The organism is Oleomonas cavernae, assembly GCF_003590945.1.
Lineage (GTDB): Bacteria > Pseudomonadota > Alphaproteobacteria > Zavarziniales > Zavarziniaceae > Zavarzinia > Zavarzinia cavernae.
The window spans coordinates 448,221-464,246 of the sequence record NZ_QYUK01000008.1 but is presented as its reverse complement, the minus strand read 5'-3'; the positions used below and the strand labels follow the sequence as shown (position 1 = coordinate 464,246).

At 65.6% G+C, this 16,026-nt stretch carries 12 protein-coding genes and 2 pseudogenes; 3 read left to right on the top strand and 11 right to left on the bottom strand.

Annotated elements, in window-relative coordinates:
* Positions 1-63: 63 nt before the first annotated feature.
* Positions 64-803, top strand: a pseudogene (locus D3874_RS02470) (formyltetrahydrofolate deformylase); the annotation flags it as partial.
* Between the two features lie 274 nt (positions 804-1,077).
* On the opposite strand, the gene D3874_RS02465 reads toward D3874_RS02470, so the two are convergent.
* From D3874_RS02465 to D3874_RS02435, 7 genes and pseudogenes are all read right to left on the bottom strand, one after another.
* The gene (locus tag D3874_RS02465) at positions 1,078-2,316 is read right to left on the bottom strand and encodes a glycerate kinase type-2 family protein (protein WP_119776079.1); all 1,239 of its coding nucleotides are present in this window, start codon (positions 2,314-2,316) and stop codon (positions 1,078-1,080) included.
* A complete protein-coding gene (locus D3874_RS02460; RefSeq protein ID WP_119776076.1) occupies positions 2,313-3,284 on the bottom strand; it encodes a D-2-hydroxyacid dehydrogenase in 972 nt (323 codons plus the stop codon). The genes D3874_RS02465 and D3874_RS02460 overlap by 4 nt, the downstream gene beginning before the upstream one ends.
* A gap of 94 nt (positions 3,285-3,378) precedes the next feature.
* Positions 3,379-4,434 carry a heme-dependent oxidative N-demethylase family protein gene (locus D3874_RS02455; RefSeq protein WP_119776073.1) on the bottom strand — a complete coding sequence of 352 codons (1,056 nt, stop codon included), beginning with the start codon at positions 4,432-4,434 and terminating at the stop codon, positions 3,379-3,381.
* 7 nt (positions 4,435-4,441) lie between these two features.
* A complete protein-coding gene (locus D3874_RS02450; protein WP_119776071.1) occupies positions 4,442-5,395 on the bottom strand; it encodes a PDR/VanB family oxidoreductase in 954 nt (317 codons plus the stop codon).
* 97 nt (positions 5,396-5,492) lie between these two features.
* Positions 5,493-5,978, bottom strand: a pseudogene (locus tag D3874_RS31815) (dimethylamine monooxygenase subunit DmmA family protein); the annotation flags it as partial.
* Positions 5,978-8,077 (bottom strand): DUF1989 domain-containing protein, encoded by a 2,100-nt coding sequence (locus D3874_RS02440; RefSeq protein ID WP_233559799.1) that lies wholly within the window; start codon positions 8,075-8,077, stop codon positions 5,978-5,980. The pseudogene D3874_RS31815 and the gene D3874_RS02440, both read right to left, overlap by 1 nt.
* 44 nt (positions 8,078-8,121) lie before the next feature.
* A complete protein-coding gene (locus tag D3874_RS02435; protein ID WP_119776065.1) occupies positions 8,122-9,522 on the bottom strand; it encodes an acyl-CoA dehydrogenase family protein in 1,401 nt (466 codons plus the stop codon).
* Between the two features lie 255 nt (positions 9,523-9,777).
* Here D3874_RS02435 and D3874_RS02430 point away from each other — a divergent pair, with 255 nt between their 5' ends.
* Positions 9,778-10,911, top strand: coding sequence for an aminomethyltransferase family protein (locus D3874_RS02430; protein WP_119776062.1), 1,134 nt, complete (start codon positions 9,778-9,780; stop codon positions 10,909-10,911).
* Between the two features lie 7 nt (positions 10,912-10,918).
* Here the strand turns inward: D3874_RS02430 and D3874_RS02425 are convergent, their stop codons facing one another.
* Positions 10,919-12,151: a urate hydroxylase PuuD gene (locus tag D3874_RS02425; protein WP_119776060.1), complete on the bottom strand. Its 1,233-nt coding sequence runs from the start codon at positions 12,149-12,151 to the stop codon at positions 10,919-10,921.
* 122 nt (positions 12,152-12,273) lie between these two features.
* On the opposite strand from D3874_RS02425, the gene D3874_RS02420 reads away from it, so the two are divergent.
* Positions 12,274-13,212 (top strand): LysR family transcriptional regulator, encoded by a 939-nt coding sequence (locus tag D3874_RS02420; protein WP_119776058.1) that lies wholly within the window; start codon positions 12,274-12,276, stop codon positions 13,210-13,212.
* Between the two features lie 38 nt (positions 13,213-13,250).
* On the opposite strand, the gene xdhC is transcribed toward D3874_RS02420, so the two are convergent.
* The 3 genes from xdhC to D3874_RS02410 all read right to left on the bottom strand — a co-directional run bounded on the left by xdhC (position 13,251) and on the right by D3874_RS02410 (position 15,992).
* Positions 13,251-14,036: a xanthine dehydrogenase accessory protein XdhC gene (xdhC, locus tag D3874_RS02415; protein WP_233559798.1), complete on the bottom strand. Its 786-nt coding sequence runs from the start codon at positions 14,034-14,036 to the stop codon at positions 13,251-13,253.
* 22 nt (positions 14,037-14,058) lie between these two features.
* Positions 14,059-14,280 (bottom strand): hypothetical protein, encoded by a 222-nt coding sequence (locus D3874_RS27785; RefSeq protein ID WP_147385489.1) that lies wholly within the window; start codon positions 14,278-14,280, stop codon positions 14,059-14,061.
* Between the two features lie 104 nt (positions 14,281-14,384).
* Entirely contained in the window at positions 14,385-15,992 is a 1,608-nt protein-coding gene (locus D3874_RS02410) for a patatin-like phospholipase family protein (protein ID WP_158595786.1), read from the bottom strand.
* Positions 15,993-16,026 lie beyond the last annotated feature (34 nt).

Sequence of the window (16,026 nt, the reverse complement as noted above, 5' to 3'; positions counted from 1 at the left end):
GGGGCGGCGCGGCGCGCGCTCTTCCCACCACCCCGGATTCTCAATCTAGCCGACGAGCAAACCATGTCCGCCCATGACGCGATTCTGACCCTGTCCTGCCCCAACCGCCCGGGCATCGTCGCCCGGGTATCGACCTATCTGTTCGAGGTCGGCGGCAATATCCTGGAGGCGCACCAGTTCGACGATACCGAAACCGGGCGCTTCTTCATGCGCGTGGTGTTCAACCAGGTGACCCCCAAGGCCAGCTTCGCCGAGGTGCGTGCGGGCTTTGCCGCCATCGCCGAGGAATTCGGCATGAACTGGGGCCTTCGCCAGCGGGGCGAGAAGCGCAAGGTGATGCTGCTCGCCTCCAAGTTCGATCATTGCCTGGCCGACCTGCTCTATCGCTGGCGCATCGGCGAGATCCCGATGGAGATCGCGGCGGTCGTCTCCAACCACCCGCGCGAGACCTATCCCCACCTCGATTTCGACGGCATTCCCTTCCACCACATGCCGGTCAGCAAGGGAACCAAGCTGGAACAGGAATCGGCGATCTGGGCCCTGGTCAAGGAGACGGGCACGGACGTCGTGGTCCTGGCCCGTTACATGCAGGTCCTCTCGGACGGGCTGGCGGCCAAGCTGACCGGGCGTTGCATCAATATCCACCATTCCTTCCTGCCCGGCTTCAAGGGGCCAAGCCCTATCACCAGGCCCATGCCAGGGGCGTCAAGCTGATCGGGGCGACGGCGCATTACGTCACCTCCGACCTCGACGAAGGCCCGATCATCGAACAGGACGTGGAACGCATCACCCACCACGATTCGGCCGAGGAACTGGTGGCCAAGGGCCGCGATATCGAGCGTCGCGTGCTGGCCCGCGCGCTGGCCTACCACCTGGATGACCGCGTCCTGCTGAACGGTCACAAGACGGTGGTGTTCCGGGGGTAGTAGCCCTCTCCGCCCTTCAGGGGGGAGAGGGTTGGGTGAGGTGGGTCGATGGCATAGAGTGAGATCTGTCCCGGCCCACCACCTCACCCTCCCATTGCTGACGCAATGGGCCCCTCCCTCTCCCCCGCAAACGGCGGAGAGGGGACTCGACCTACCGGATCAAAATCGCCCTGAAATCGTTGACATTGGTCAGGGTCGGGCCGGTCACCACCAGGCGGTCCAGCGCCGCGAAGAAGCTGTAGGCGTCGTTGTTGTCGAGGAAGGCGCGGGCATCGAGCCCGCGTGATCTTGCCTGGGCCAGGATATCCTGGCCGATCCAGGCGCCGGCATTGTCTTGCGAGCCGTCGATACCATCAGTGTCGCAGGCGATGGCCGACACGCCGGCCAGGCCGTCCAGGCGCAGGGCCAGTGCCAGCAGGAATTCGGCATTGCGCCCGCCGCGGCCATGGCCCTTGACCATCACCGTGGTTTCCCCGCCCGACAGCAGCACCGCCGGCCGGGCCACCGGCGCACCGTGGCGGGCGGCACTTTGGGCGATGCCGGCCATGACCGTCGCCACCTCGGTCGCAATACCCTCGATGGCATCGCCCAGGATCAGGGGGGTGAACCCCAGCGAACGGGCATGGGCCGCCGCGGCATCCAGTGCCATCTTCGGCGTTGCCAGCATATGGATCTCGCCGGGCAACACCTGGGGTAAAGTGTTCGCCCTGATCGCCGTGGCAAGTGCCGGTTCCACCTCGATCCGATGGCGGGCCAGGATGCTCAGCGCCGCCTCGACCGGCGTCGCATCCGGGATGGTGGGGCCGGAGCCGATGATGGCCGGCTCGTCGCCCGGCACGTCCGAGATCAGGTAGGTGATGCAGCGCGCCGGCTGGGCGGCGGCGAGCAGCCGGCCGCCCTTGATCGCCGACATGGCCTTGCGCACCGCGTTCATCTCGTCGATCGCGGCACCGGATTTGAGCAGGGCCTTGTTGATGCGCCGCTTGGTCTCCAGCGTGATGCCGTGGGCGGGCAGGGCCAGCAGGGCCGAGGCCCCGCCCGAGATCAGGCAGATCACCAGGTCGTCGGCCCCGGCCCCGGCTGCAAGCGCCAGGATGCGCGCGGCTGCGCGCTCGCCCGCCGCGTCGGGCACGGGATGCGAGGCCTCGACCACCTCGATCGATCGTGTTGCCGCGCCATGGCCGTAACGGGTGACGACCAGGCCCTCGCAAGGGTATTCCCAGGCGGCCTCGAAGGCCTGGGCCATGCGGGCGGCCCCCTTGCCGGCACCAAGCACGATGGTGCGGCCCCTAGGCGGCGGTGGCAGGCGGCCGGCAAAGCGGCCGTCGGGCAGGGCGGCGGCCAGGGCGGCGTCGAACAGGCCGCGCAGGATCTCTTTGTCGCCGGTCATGCCGGGGTGACGCAATTGCGCGGGGCACCGCGCCAGAAGGCATCGACATTGTCGATCAACTGGTCGGCCAGGGCCTGGATCGCCTCCTGCGCCGCCCAGCCGACATGCGGGGTGACGATCACATTGGGCAGCTTGGCCAGGGCCATCAGGGGATGATCGGGCGGCGGCGGTTCGGGCGTTGCCACATCGATGCCAGCGCCGGCGACCTGGCCCCGGGCCAGGGCCTCGCCCAGTGCCGCCTCGTCGATCAGGCCGCCGCGCGCGGTGTTGACGATCAGCGGTTGGCGCGCCATCAGGGCGAATTCGGGGCCTGCGATCAGGTTGCGGGTCGCCGGCGTCAGGGGCAGGTGCAGGGTGAGCACATCGCTGGTGCGCAGGACCGTCTCGAACGGGGTGCGGTCGGGCGGCACCTCGCTTGCCCCCTTGCGGCCGGCGAAGATCACCGTCATGCCGAAGGCCTGGCCCAGCCTGGCCACGGCCTTTCCTAAGGTGCCGCCGCCGATGACGCCCAAGGTCGAGCCGGCGAGATCTTTCATGGGATAGTCGAAATAGCAGAACTGCCCGGCATCCTGCCAGCGGCCGTCCAGCACCGACTGGCGATAGGCGACGATGCTGCGGCGCAGGGCCAGGATCAGGGCGAAGGTGTGTTCCGGCACGGTGTTGACGGCATAGCCGCGGATATTGCTGACCGTGATGCCGCGCTCGGCACAGGCCTTGAGGTCGACATTGTCGGTACCGGTGGCGGCCACAGCGATCAGTTTCAGCTTTGCGGCACCGGCGATCGCCTCGGCCCGGACCGGTACCTTGTTGGTGATGACCACGTCCGCCTGGGCGATTTTTTCCGCGACTTCCGCCGCTTTGGTCCGCGGATGGAGGGTCAGCTCATGGGCGAAATCCGGCGCCCGCAGCCGGGTCTGGGGCGAAAGCGTGTCGCTGTCGAGGAAAACGATGCGGGGCAGGGACGTCATCGGCAGTGGCCCTTGAGATGGACTTTGTCCGCACCGTGCGGGCTGGCACGGTGCGCAACAAGCCCAGGATCGTCAAGGCAGCCAAGCGTTGGCGTTAGAGCGCATCGATCTCCGGCGCGGTGCCGCTGGCGAGCGGGGCGCCGTCGTCGAACGGGGCCAGCCAGTCGATCACCATCGGCCGGAACCGGGTCAGGCCCTTGTAGTCGATGATCTCCGGCGGCAGGTCGCGCAGCACCCGGTGCAGCCGCCTGGCATATTTCGGCACCCGGGCCAGTTCCCGCACCGAGGCGAGGTAGCAGCGGATGCCGAACAGCACGCCGTTGGAGCGTGGCAGGCGGAACAGGGTCTGCAATTCGACCCTAAGGTGCACTTTGTCGGCCACGTTGTCGGGCGTGATCGTGGTGCGGTCAGGCCCCCACACGGGGTAATTCTCGGGCGAGGTGTCCAGGCGCGGGTTGATGGTCATGGTCCAGTTCAGGCGCCGCACCGGCCGGCCGTATTGCAGGCGCAGCAGGTATTTCAGCGCCCGGTCGAACACCCCGATCGGGTGGGCCAGGGGCACCGGCCCATGCCATTCGTGGAACGCCATGCCCAGGTCGACGTGCAGCGACCAGTCGGCCTGGGTGGTGACCATGCCGCCGTCCATGAACAGGTTGTCGTCGCGCTGGTCCTGGATGGTGAAATCGCCCTGGGCCTGGCGGGTGATGTATTCGAACGGGCCGCAGGGCAGGGTCGCGGCATCGCCGAAGGTGAAGGCCTGGGTGATGCCCAGCGGCCGGTTCACCCAGGTCCAGCGGTCGCCCTCACGGGCCAGCGAAAACTGCGCGGGGTAATCCGTCGCCAGGCTCTCCATGATCAGTTCCAGCGTGTCCCATTCCGCCGTAATCATGTGCGGCAGCACCTGGCAGCGTAGTGGATCCTGTTCCAGCACCAGGGCGCGCTCGTGGCATTCGGCGATGTAATGCTCGTCGACATCGAAGACATGGTCGTAGGCGGCGGTCGGCCCGCCGCGGACATGGGGCTCGATGTTCACCGCATACATGTAGGCGTCTTCCGGGAACGGGAAGGGGAAGCGCAGGAGGGCGGCATCGCTGTTGCGATAGGAAAAGTCGCCCCGGAAGGTTTCGGTCGGCTTGAAGATCAGGCCCATGCAAGCCTCACAGGTCGATGACGAGGCGCGGCCCCTTGGCACGCGACACGCAGGTCAGGATCAACTTGCCCGCTGCGTGTTCCTCGGCCGACAGGAAATCGTCGCGGTGATCGGCGACTCCCTCCAGCAGGGGCAGGCGGCATTCGCCGCAGGCGCCCCCACGGCACAGGCAGGGGGCATCGATGCCGGCGGCCTCGAGGGCTTCGAGCAGGCTTTGCTCCGGCCCCACGGCGATTTCGATGCCGCTCCTGGCCAGCAGCACATGGAACGGGGCGCCGCCCACCGCCGTTTCGCCGAAGGATTCGGCATGGCGCTTGGACGCCGGCCAGCCCAGATCCGAGGCCGTGGAAAGTACCTGGTCCATCAGGCTGTGCGGCCCGCAGGTATAGAGGTGGGTGCCTAGCGGTTGCCGGGCCAGCAGCGCCGCCAAATCGAAGCCGCGGCGGGTGGGGTGCAGGTGGATCGAGCGGGCCCCGAAGGGTTCCAGCAGGCGGGCAAACACCGGCATGTCTTCCGCGCGGCACAGGTGGTGCAGCTCGAAAGGGCTGCCGCGCTGGCGGAACTGTTCCAGGTAGGACAGGAAAGGGGTGAGGCCGATGCCGCCGCTGACCAGCAGGTGCTTGCGCGCGACGTTGGAGACGGCAAAGAAATTATTGGGCATGCCGGCTTCGACGATGGTGCCGGCCCCCACTGCCTCGTGGACGAAGGCGGAGCCGCCGCGCGACTGGCTGACCCGGCGGACGATGATGGCGTAGTGGTCGCGGGCATCGGGCGGCGAGGTCAGCGAATAGGCATTCCGCCAACCGCGGGTGGGACCTTTCAGCCGCAACTGGATATGGCCGCCGGCCCCGGCCGATGGCAGGGGGCCGCCGTCGGCCGCCTCCAGCACCAGGCGTTTCAGGCTGTGCCCCAAGGGTTCGGCGCTGCGCACCTTCAAGGTCAGGGGGCCGTGGGCGATCACGGGAAGACCTCCTCGACGGGGGAAGGTCACCCGGCACTTCAGAATCGATCTGCACCCCCATGAAGGCCGCCAGCCGCTTGGAGAAATGATCGCGCACCAGAAGCTGGGCACCGCAGCCGCTGCAGGCGACGATGTTGGTCACAACCTCGTCCGTGACGGCCTTGCAGTGCACGCAGATCACCCGCCGCTTCAGCGAGCCGGCATGGGCGACAAAACATTCCCCGGTGCTCAGCCCAAAGCCGCGGGCAAGTGCCGCGACATCCCACAGGAATGGCTCGGTGCCCACGGCATAGAGGCGGAAGCCGATGCTCTCATCCTTCAGGCGGCGTTCCAGGCTGGCCATCAGATGGGCATTGGAGCGGAAGACGTGCCGGCGCGGCAGGTTCTCAGGCGCCAATGGGCTGGACAGGGCGCGGCTGCTGCGCGTGATGGTCCAGGTCTCGACCGCGTCGAGCCCGCCGCCATCCTCGGCCAGGCTTTGCGCCGGCACCGTTTCGCCGTCGGTCACCAGCAGGTGCCGCCGGCCGCTCTCGTCGCGGCGCAGCCGTTCATAGCGGGGCCGGCTGGGGATGGTGTCGGCCATCATGCGCGGACCCGCGTCTTCTCGGGATCGTAGTGCGGGAAGCGGACGACGCGGGCGGCAATGCGCTTCTGCTGGCCGTCCAGCTTGCCGATCTCCACCGTCCGGCCCAGATCGGCATAGAGCGCATCGACGCGGGCCAGCGCGATGGTCCGGCCCAGGAGGGGTGAACGGGCGGCGCTGGTCACCACGCCGATCTGCGCCCGGCCGATGTGGAGGCAGTCGCCATGGCCGATAGCCTCGTTGCCGGTGATCTCCAGCCCCACCAGCTTGCGCAAGGGGTTGGCGCGCCGGCGGGCCAGCGCCGTCTTGCCGACATAGTCCTCCGCCTTGTCGGCGACGGTGAAGCCGATGCCGGCCTCGAACGGGTCGGTCTGGTCGTCGAAATCGTAACCGGCGAAGACTAGGCCCGCTTCGACCCGCAGCATGTCCAGGGCCGAGAGGCCCAGCGGGGCCAGGCCGTGGGGCTTGCCCGCTGCCCAGATCGCATCCCATACCGCGACGCCATCCTTGGGATGGCACCAGATCTCGAAGCCCAGTTCACCGGTGTAGCCGGTGCGCGAAACCACCACGGCCGGGCCCTGCGGCCCGCCGATGCGGCCGATGGTGAAGCGGAACCATTTCAGTTCCGTGATGCTGGCCTGGACAGGCGGGGTCCAGATCACCTGTTCCAGGACGGTGCGGCTCAAGGGGCCCTGGACGGCCAGGTTGCCCAGTTGATCGGTCGAGGATTTGACCCAGGCTTTCAGTTCGTGCTGTTCGGCCAGTTGGCGCAGCCAGACGCCCAGGTAATCGTCGCCGCAGACGACGCGGAAGTTTTGCAGCCCAAGGCGGAAGATGGTGCCGTCGTCGATCATGCCGCCGTGTTCGTAGCAGAAGGCGGTATAGACCACCTGGCCCACCGCCAGCTTGGCCAGGTTGCGGGTCTGGGCCTTCTGCAGCAGGGCTTCGGCATCGGGACCGATGACTTCGAACTTGCGCAGGGCCGACAGGTCCATGACCACGCAACGCTCGCGGGCCGCCCAGTATTCGTCGATCGGGCCGTTGCCGGCATAGCAGTCCGGCGTCCAGAAACCGCGGTAATCGACCAGGTTGCGGGTCAGGACGCTGGTGCGGTCATGGAAGCCGCTGGTCCGGGTCAGGCGGGGAATGGCGTCGGGCGTCATGCGGTGGGCATTTCCCTTGGAGAATTCCTGCGCCTTGTCGTAGATGCGCACATGAATGTCGGTGGGCATCCAGGCATTCGACGGATCGATATCGTCGGGACAGGCCGAGGAGGCGCAGACCAGGTCGGTCATGGCGCGGAACAGCACATAGTCGCCGGGCCGCGACCAGGGTTCGTCCGACGACAGGCGGTTGTCGGACCCCATGGCGGTATTGAAGAACAGGTTGATCGCCGGCCAGCCCTTGCGCGGGGCGATGCCGTAGGGGGCCAGCGCGCCGTTGAAGTTGTCGGAGCAACTGGGATGGCCGGGATAGCCCATGTCCTCGTAATACTTGGCGGTGCAGGCCAGGGCGAAGGTGTCGTGCCGGCCCACCGTGTCGCGCACCACCTCGACCAGCGGCCGCATCCGGCCGTCGAAGAATTTGGACAGGAGGCCGGGGCCGGGATAGGCGGCGCCCAGCAGGGTGGTGGTGGTGGTGGCGTCGATGCCGATCTCCTCGCCATCGTCAAGCCGTGCGGCATCGAAGGCCAGGAAGTCCGAGCATTGCTTGCCGTCGACGTCGATCACCTGGATATAGTCGCCGGCCGAAACCTTATAGGCGCTGGCGGTGGCGGCATCGATGTGCAATTCCGCCTTGACCCTGCCCAGCGGCGGCGGCAGGGGCCGGGCATTGGCGCCGTGCCGGGCGATCTCCACCACCAGGTCGGTGGGCGGGGCCTGTTCGTCCGGCGCCATGTCGGCGCCGGGGGCCGAGATCACGACGGTGGAGGCGGTGGGGGCCTCGAGGGTGACGCTGCTGCCGGGGGCGGTTGCGCCCGTCAGCAGGCGCTCGGGCAGCGGGCCGAGATCGCCCTCGAGGACGACCAGCCCGGCCGGCTGCAAGCCCTCCGCGTCGCGGATGGTCAGGCGGTCGCCGGCCCCCAGGGTGACTGCCATGCTGGTCCCCCCGGCGACGCCGAACCGCTCGACCATTGCCATGGTCAGGCAACCTTCTGCTTGTCGTCGGCCAGGAGTTTTTCGGCAAGCTGGCGGCGGCCCTCGGCATCGAGCTTCTTGATCTCGTTGTCGAGGACGCGGTGGTTCACCGACTTGTTCCAATAGTCGAGCGAGCCAAAGCCCAGTAGCGAGGCCTTGCCCACGAACTGGCGCAGCACCTCGTTGGTCGGGCCCATGACCCAGCCGGCCTTGCCGTCGCGCAGATAGCGTTCGATCTGCAGGGCGGGGCGGAAGCCGGTGCCGCCGCAGGCATGCAGCATCTTGTCGGTGACATGGGCGACATTCTTGGCCGCCATGAACTTCACCTGCCACATCCAGTGCAGCAAAGTGGCGCGGGGCAGGGCGTCGAGGTCGGTATGCACCGACCAGTCGCAGCCATTGGTGACGTCGTCCAGGGCCTTGGCCATCTGGAAGACGAAGGCGCGCGAGGCGTTGGTGTCCATGATCGCCTCGCCGACATAGTCCTGGATGGTCGGGTAGTCGGCGACGCGCATGCCCACGTCGTTGTGGGTCTTGCGGGTGGTGTGGCGCTTGGCGATGTCGATCACGCCGAGCGCGATGCCGTTCCAGCACGATGACGAGCACAGCAGGAAGAACGGGTCGACCGCCTCGTCGTTCGAGCGGGCGCCGTCGCCGGTCGGCCCGACCAGGGCATCCTTGGGCAGGACCACGCCGTTGACCTCGATCGGGCCCGACTGGTTGCCGCGCAGGCCCAGGCCGTCCCAGGACGAGGGATCGGACTTAACCGCATCGGCGGGGATCAGGAAGCACGACAGGTCGGAATAGTCGCCGGCGAAATCCGGGCTGGTGGTCTGGACGATGTACCAGTCGGCAAAGCCGCCCGAGGTGGTCCACGACGCCTTCTTGAACACCTTCCAGCCGTCGCCATGGCGTTCCGCCTTGGACGAGATCGGGTACCAGAAGTGGGAGCCGGTTTCCGGGTCGGAATAGGACAGGGTGCCGATCAGCACATCCTTGTCCAGGCGCTTGAGGATATCGGTCAGGCGGGCATTGTCGTGGTGGCGCAGCAGGGCGGCGGCGGTGGCGCCCAGGTGCATGGTGTAACACATGGCGGTCGACGGGCAGCCATAGCGGGCAATGGTCTCGACCACCATGGCGGCGCAGGTGTGCGACTCGCCCAGGCCGCCCAGTTCCTTAGGCACCAGCAGGCCCAGCAGGCCGAGTTCAGCCATCGCCTCGAAGTTCTTGCGCGGGTAGGTATAGGTCTTGTCGCTTTCGATCGCATTGTCGCGCATCGTGGCCGCGCAAAGCTCGATCAGCCTGGCCTGCAGCGCCTTTTGCGCATCGTTCAGCACCCATTGCGGGTCCCATTCGAAGCCAAGACCCCAGAACTCTTCCCCACCCCAGGTCTTCGTGCTGCTCATGGCCGGCTCCTTGCCGTAGCGATATTCGTTGGAAAAAATATTTATCCTTGATCAACTTTTGGCGCAAGGCAGAAGTGCCTGTCCGCGCAGCGGGCTCGGTGAGGGGCCGGTGCGCGTCGCCTAAAAATTAGGCAATCCGAATCCAAGGTCGTCGAGCAATCGTCCGGAATGATGAATTACGCGCGGGATATTGCGTAGAGAGAAAAATACGTTACCGTGAAGAAAGTATCTCGTGCCGCGTCTCAAGGGGGCTTCATGCCGTTGAGTTGGAGAACATCCGTCCTCGCTGATCGCCATCTGGCGCTGGGCTCGAAGCTCGAGGACTGGAGCGGCATGGGCACCGCCTGGACCTATGCCAAGGACATGGGCGACGAGCACGTCGCCATCCGCACCAAGGCCGGGCTGATGGATGTCTCGGGCCTGAAGAAGATGCACCTGGTCGGCCCCCATGCCCAGGCGGTGATCGAATACGTAACCACGCGCGATACGTCGAAGATCTATCCCGGCAAGTCGGCCTATGCCTGCATGCTGAACGATGCCGGCCATTTCACCGACGACTGCATCCTCTACCGCACCGGGCCCAATGCCTGGATGGTGGTGCACGGCACCGGCACCGGGCACGAGGAACTGACCAAGGCGGCCCAGGCGCGCAATGTCGCCGTGCTGTTCGACGACGATCTCCACGACCTGTCGCTGCAAGGGCCGGTGGCGGTGGATTTCCTGGCCGGGCATGTGCCGGGTATCCGCGACCTGCCCTATTTCCATCACACCCAGACCCGGCTGTTCGGCAAGCCGGTGATGATTTCCCGCACCGGCTATACCGGCGAGCGCGGCTACGAGATCTTCTGCAAGGGCGCCGACGCACCGGTGATCTGGGACACGATCCTGACGCAAGGCGCGGGGATGGGCATCGTGCCCTGCTGCTTCACCGTGCTCGACATGCTGCGGGTCGAAAGCTATCTGCTGTTCTACCCTTACGACAATTCGCAGATGTATCCCTTCGCGGACCAGCCGCCGGGCGACACGCTGTGGGAACTGGGCCTCGATTTCACCGTCAGCCCCGGCAAGGTCGGCTTCCGCGGGGCCGAACAGCACTACAAGCTGAAAGGCCAGGAACGCTTCAAGATCTTCGGCGTGCTGATCGAGGCGGACGTGGCGGCGGACGCCGGCGACGAACTGTGGAGCGGCGGCGCCAAGGTCGGCGTCGTCACCTGCGCGATGACCTCGAAGCTGACCGGCAAATCGATGGCCATCGCCCGCCTCGACGTCGCCGCCGCCGTCCACGGCACGCCGCTGGAGGTCAAAGGCGCCAAGCTGAGCGCCAGCGCGACCGCGCATAGCCTGCCCTTCGACGATCCGGGCAAGAAGAAGCGCAGCGCCGTGGGCTGAGCCTGGCTTACTGTTGTGCCAGTCGCGCCGCCTGCCCGTCCGCGATCCAGCGGGCGAGGCGGCGGCGCTCCTCGATCGTCATCTCAGTGATGTTGCTCGGCGGCATGGCGTGGGTCCACACGCTGATCACATAGATCTCCTCGGCATGGGCGGCCACATGCTCGGGCGTATCCAGCAGCACACCCTTGGGCGGCGTGATAATGCCGTCCCACACCGGTTCGCGGGCATGGCACATGCTGCAGCGGGTCGAGACGATTTCGCTGGCCTGGGCCAGGGTGACGGCCTGCGCCGAGACAGCGGGTTGTGGCAGGAAACCCGTGGTCGTGGTCGGGTCGGCCGGCGTGCCGCGGCTCAGCGCCACGATGATCAGGGCGCAACCGCCGGCGATCCACCAGGTCCACCAGGGGGCGGGCAGGCCCTTGTGCATGGTGTTGAAGAAATGGCGGATGGCGGTGCCCATCACGATCAGGAAGGCCAGGATCAGCCAGCTCTGCGCCGCGCCATAGGCCAGCGGGTAATGATTGGCGATCATCACGAAGACCACCGGCAAGGTGATGTAGTTGTTGTGCATCGAGCGCTGCTTGCCGATGCGGCCCAGCCGCGGGTCCGCCGTGCCGCCCGCCAGCAGCACCTTCACCACCTTGCGCTGGTTGGGGATGATGATCATCAGGACATTGGCCGCCATGATCGTGCCCATCAGGGCGCCGGCCTGCATGAAGGCGCCGCGGGCCGAGAAGAACTCGGTAAAGCCCCAGGTGACGGCGACGATGAAGCCGAAGCCTACCAGGCCCAGCCAGGCCTCGGAACGGCCGATGGGCGAGCGGCACAAGAGGTCATAGACCGCCCAGCCCAGGACCAGGGAGCCGACACTGATGCCGATCGCGGCCCAGGGCGACAGGTCCATCACCGCCTTGTCGATCAGGTAAAGCTCGGCGCCGAAATAATAGACGAAGACCAGCAGGGCGAAGCCCGAGATCCAGGTGGCATAGGCCTCCCATTTGAACCAGGTCAGCTCGTCGGGCATGTTGGGCGGCGTCACCAGGTACTTGACCATGTGGTAGAAGCCGCCGCCGTGGACCTGCCAGGCCTCGCCATAGGCGCCGGGCGGCAGGCCCTCGCGCGGCTTCAGGCTTGAATCCAGGTGAACGAAATAGAACGAGCTGCCGATCCAGGCGATGCCGGCGATGACGTGGAGCCAGCGCAGGCCGGCGCCGATCCAATCCCAGACAATCGGGTCCATCACCCCTCCGCGCGCCGTCACGCATTTTGCACCGCAGCATCGTTGCAGTTGCGTTACGCAAAGAAAACCTTTTCACTGACCATATCATCTTCAAAAATATCAGAAGAATAGAGGCTGGGCTCTTGGCGCTGATCGAAAATATCCGGGTCTTCGTCCGTGTGCTGGAACTGGGCAGCCTGTCGGCCGCCGGCCGCCACATGCGCCTGTCGCCCGCCGTGGTCAGCCATCGCCTGCAGCAGTTGGAAGCCCATCTGGGCGTGCGCCTGCTCAACCGCACCACCAGGCGGGTGAAGCCGACCGAGCACGGCTCCGCCTTCTACGAGGCGTGCCAGGATGTCCTGGCGACCCTGGAACGGGCCGAGGCGACGGTGGCCGATGCCGGGCGCCTGCCGCGCGGCACCTTGCGCATCACAGCGCCCTTGGGCTTCGGCCGCCAGATCCTGGCGCCCATCCTGCCCGATTTCCGCGAGGCCCATCCGGAAGTCTCGGTCCAGCTTCGCCTGTCGGACCATGTGCTGGACCTGCTGGCAGAGGGCATGGATGTCGCCCTGCGCATGGGCACCCTGGCGGATTCGAGCCTGATCGCCCGCAAGATCGCCGACTGCCCCCAGGTGCTGTGCGCCGCCCCGGCGTATTTGAAGCGCCACGGCACCCCGGCCGAGCCGGCGGACCTGCTGAAACATGCCTGCCTGATCCTGCGCCTGCCCGGCGCCCGGCCGGTGCGCTGGGTCCTCTCCAGTCCCGACGGTCCGGTAACCTTGGCCGTCTCCGGCCCGGTCGATGCCGATTTCGGCGAGATCCTGACCGAATTCGCCCTGCGCGGCCACGGCGTGGTGATGAAGCCCCTGTGGGAAGTGGCGGATTATCTGCGCGACGGCCGCCTGGTGCCGGTATTGCCGGACTTCCCGCCGCCGCCGATTTCGATCTCGGTGGTCTACCCCCATCGCCGCCTGGTCGCCGCCAAGACCCGTGCCTTTGCCGATTTCATCCTCGACCGCGGCAGTGCCGCCATCCTCGAGGCGATCGGCGAGGTGGCCGAGCAGAAAGTCTCGGCTGCCTGAACCTAAAGCCCTCTCCCCCGCAAGCGGCGGCGCGGGGCTTATGGCGACAGCACCGCCAGTAGTTCCGCGGCGACCAGCGCGGCGATGACCGCGGGGCGCTTGTCGCGGACGTTGCGGCCGCCGATCGGGCAGGTCAGCCGATCGGCCAATGCCGGATTGTAGCCCTCGTGGCCGAGGTGGCGGATGAGGCGGGCGCGCTTGGTGGCGGAGCCGATCATGCCGACATAGGCGAGGTCGCCGCGCGCCAGGGCAAGCGCGGTCAGGCGGAAATCCAGCGGGTGGTCATGGGTCATCACCAGCACGGCGGAACCTGGCGGGGCGGCGGCGATGGCACCCTCGAGATCGCCCGCAACGGCGCCCTCGGCCGCCTCCGCGCGCTCGTCGAACCAGTGCAGGACCAGCGGCAGGGGCCTGAGCGCCTGGGCCAGGGCGGCGCCGACATGGCCGGCCCCGAACAGCAGGACGGTGGGCCAGCCCGCGGCCTCCTCGCGTTCCGCCGCCTCGACCTTGTCGGCCAGGGCGGCATCGACCCGGTCCAGGCTGAGCAGGACATGGCCGCCGCAGCACTGGTCGAGCGCCGGACCCAGCGGCAGGCTCATCAAGGCATGAAGCTCGCCGGCCGCAATCATCTCCCGGGCCCTGGCGATGGCTGTCCATTCCAGGCGCCCGCCGCCGATGGTGCCGTGAATCGCCTCCGTGGTGACCAGCATCATCGTGCCGGCATCGCGCGGGGTCGAGCCTTGCGCCTCGCGCACGCTCACCAGGATCGCCGCGGCACCTGTCGCCGCCAGCGCGCGGACGAGCTGTGCCAGCGCCGTATCCAAAGGCTGAGTTCGGCTGAGCAGACTAGCCGGGGTGCTTTAGTGCCTGCAGCATCGCGGTATCACTTATCGTCGAGATGCGCAGATCTCTGTCGCGAATAATTTCTTCGATTTTTAGATCGAGTGCCGCCGCCGATGCATTAACGAGAGTGTTGCTTCGCGAAACGACGACCGGATCAAGCGCTACCGGCTCAACCCGCAAAAGCGAGGTTTCCGGTTGACCGATACGGACAATGTTTAGCTTCATGTTACTCCCTCCAAGGGGCTGAACGGCGCCAAACCACGCAATCATCGACCACGCCACCCTGGGACCGCAATCGCGGTCAAATGGTGTACAAAACGCTATCCAGGTCAGGCCAAAACGATCAATTTCTCCACCGCCGTTTTGAATATTGTCTTCGCATGGTCGGAAATCAAGTCGATGACTGCTTCGAGTTTTGCCGAGGTCGGTCCGATTCTATCATTGCCGTCCAGCACAGCAACAAATTGGACCTTGCCGTCACCGCCCAATATCGGCACCGAAAGTGACCACATTAAGTTTGGCCAAATCAGCTTTCGCAGTTGCCTATTCTCGGGCCCTTCAAGTGAGCCAATCGGCCACTCCGGTGCCTCGGCCCAACCATCCGGCATGACGGTAAAATAGCGCTCCTTCTTATTCCAGGCCTCGCCGACAAAAGATCCGTCGATCGGTAGAAGCAGGGCTTCGTCCGTATCGGTTTCGAAACCGACGCCATGTCGCAGGCGTAGTGACCTAGTATAGCCGTCTTCAAGCATAGCGACAGCGACGCGAACGCGCCCGACGAAAGCGCCGGCAGCGAAAACCTCAACTGTATCCCGAAATACCTGTATGGCAGCGTCCCGTAATCTTCCACAAGCCTCATGCAGGATTGCAGGGTTGGCAAACAGGTTTGTGCCGATGTCCGCGGCGGCGAAAGCCGTAGCATCTGCGACCAATTTCATAACGGCATCACGGCGAAGATCGAACTCGAGAAGGCCGGTTTCTGTCCTCATCTTAACAACTTCGAGCCGACCGATTGCACGTTTGCTCAGAAAAGACGACCCGAATACCGCTGTCCGGAGGATTTGACGAATCCACTGGAATCCGTCGGCGTCGGCGTCCAGCGACCTGTCATTCCCTTCAATCTCTATCGCAAAGGTGTAGGCGTCGGGGTCGATCGCTCGCATTTCGTCAAACGGCCACGCCGGCAGGTTAGAGACGAGCCCTCCATCATAGTAGTGCTGACCCTCGATCTTCCAAGGCCGGAAGATGGCAGGTATACAGATTGATGCCGCAACTGCATCAGCGACGGGTACGTTCGGGGTAGTGTCTGCGGAAAAAAGCGTCATCCGCCCCCCAGTAATGTTCGTTGCGACGATCATCAAATCTGGCCGGCCTGTTTTCGGCCCGAAATCTCGAAAGCAGACGATGTGATCAGGCGAAGCCGGCGCTATCCGAAGACGCAACAGTTCTGCAAAATGGTCGCGGAAGTGATCCAGTGTTGCAACGCCAAGAATTACTCGGCTGAGAACAAACAGAAGCAACGCAAAAATTGCGGCAAATAGCACCATGCCAATCCGGTTGTCTTCGAACATGGCGTTAAACAGCGCACCAAACGACAACAGAGTTGCAACGAGGTAAAGCCGCGGGAAATACGGAATCTTGGATGCTGCAAAAACTATTGCCTGAATCTTTCGCCAGTTCCAGCGGCCAAGTAGATCAAGGGCATCGCGCATCTGCACTGGCTGATCGTCGAGCAACGTCGTCTTGGCGATTGGATCGACCAAGTCATCGGCTGCGTACCCCGCCGCTTTCAGCGCCGCGATGATCGCGCCCGCAGAGGTTCCGGCAAATCCCTTAAACAGAACATTCTTGGTTTCAAGAAATTTGAGTGCGCCGATATGCACCAAGCCTTTGGCTCCGCCGCCTTCAAAAGCGACATATGCACGCAACTGAGTCATGGGCGGACGGCTTCCTTTGTCGACCAAGGGTGAG

Coding starts and splice junctions, on each gene's coding strand:
- D3874_RS02465 (WP_119776079.1), bottom strand. CDS start 2,316: ATGACCGGCGACAAAGAGATCCTGCGCGGCCTGTTCGACGCCGCCCTG.
- D3874_RS02460 (WP_119776076.1), bottom strand. CDS start 3,284: ATGACGTCCCTGCCCCGCATCGTTTTCCTCGACAGCGACACGCTTTCG.
- D3874_RS02455 (WP_119776073.1), bottom strand. CDS start 4,434: ATGGGCCTGATCTTCAAGCCGACCGAAACCTTCCGGGGCGACTTTTCC.
- D3874_RS02440 (WP_233559799.1), bottom strand. CDS start 8,077: ATGGCAGTCACCCTGGGGGCCGGCGACCGCCTGACCATCCGCGACGCG.
- D3874_RS02435 (WP_119776065.1), bottom strand. CDS start 9,522: ATGAGCAGCACGAAGACCTGGGGTGGGGAAGAGTTCTGGGGTCTTGGC.
- D3874_RS02430 (WP_119776062.1), top strand. CDS start 9,778: ATGCCGTTGAGTTGGAGAACATCCGTCCTCGCTGATCGCCATCTGGCG.
- D3874_RS02425 (WP_119776060.1), bottom strand. CDS start 12,151: ATGGACCCGATTGTCTGGGATTGGATCGGCGCCGGCCTGCGCTGGCTC.
- D3874_RS27785 (WP_147385489.1), bottom strand. CDS start 14,280: ATGAAGCTAAACATTGTCCGTATCGGTCAACCGGAAACCTCGCTTTTG.
- D3874_RS02410 (WP_158595786.1), bottom strand. CDS start 15,992: ATGACTCAGTTGCGTGCATATGTCGCTTTTGAAGGCGGCGGAGCCAAA.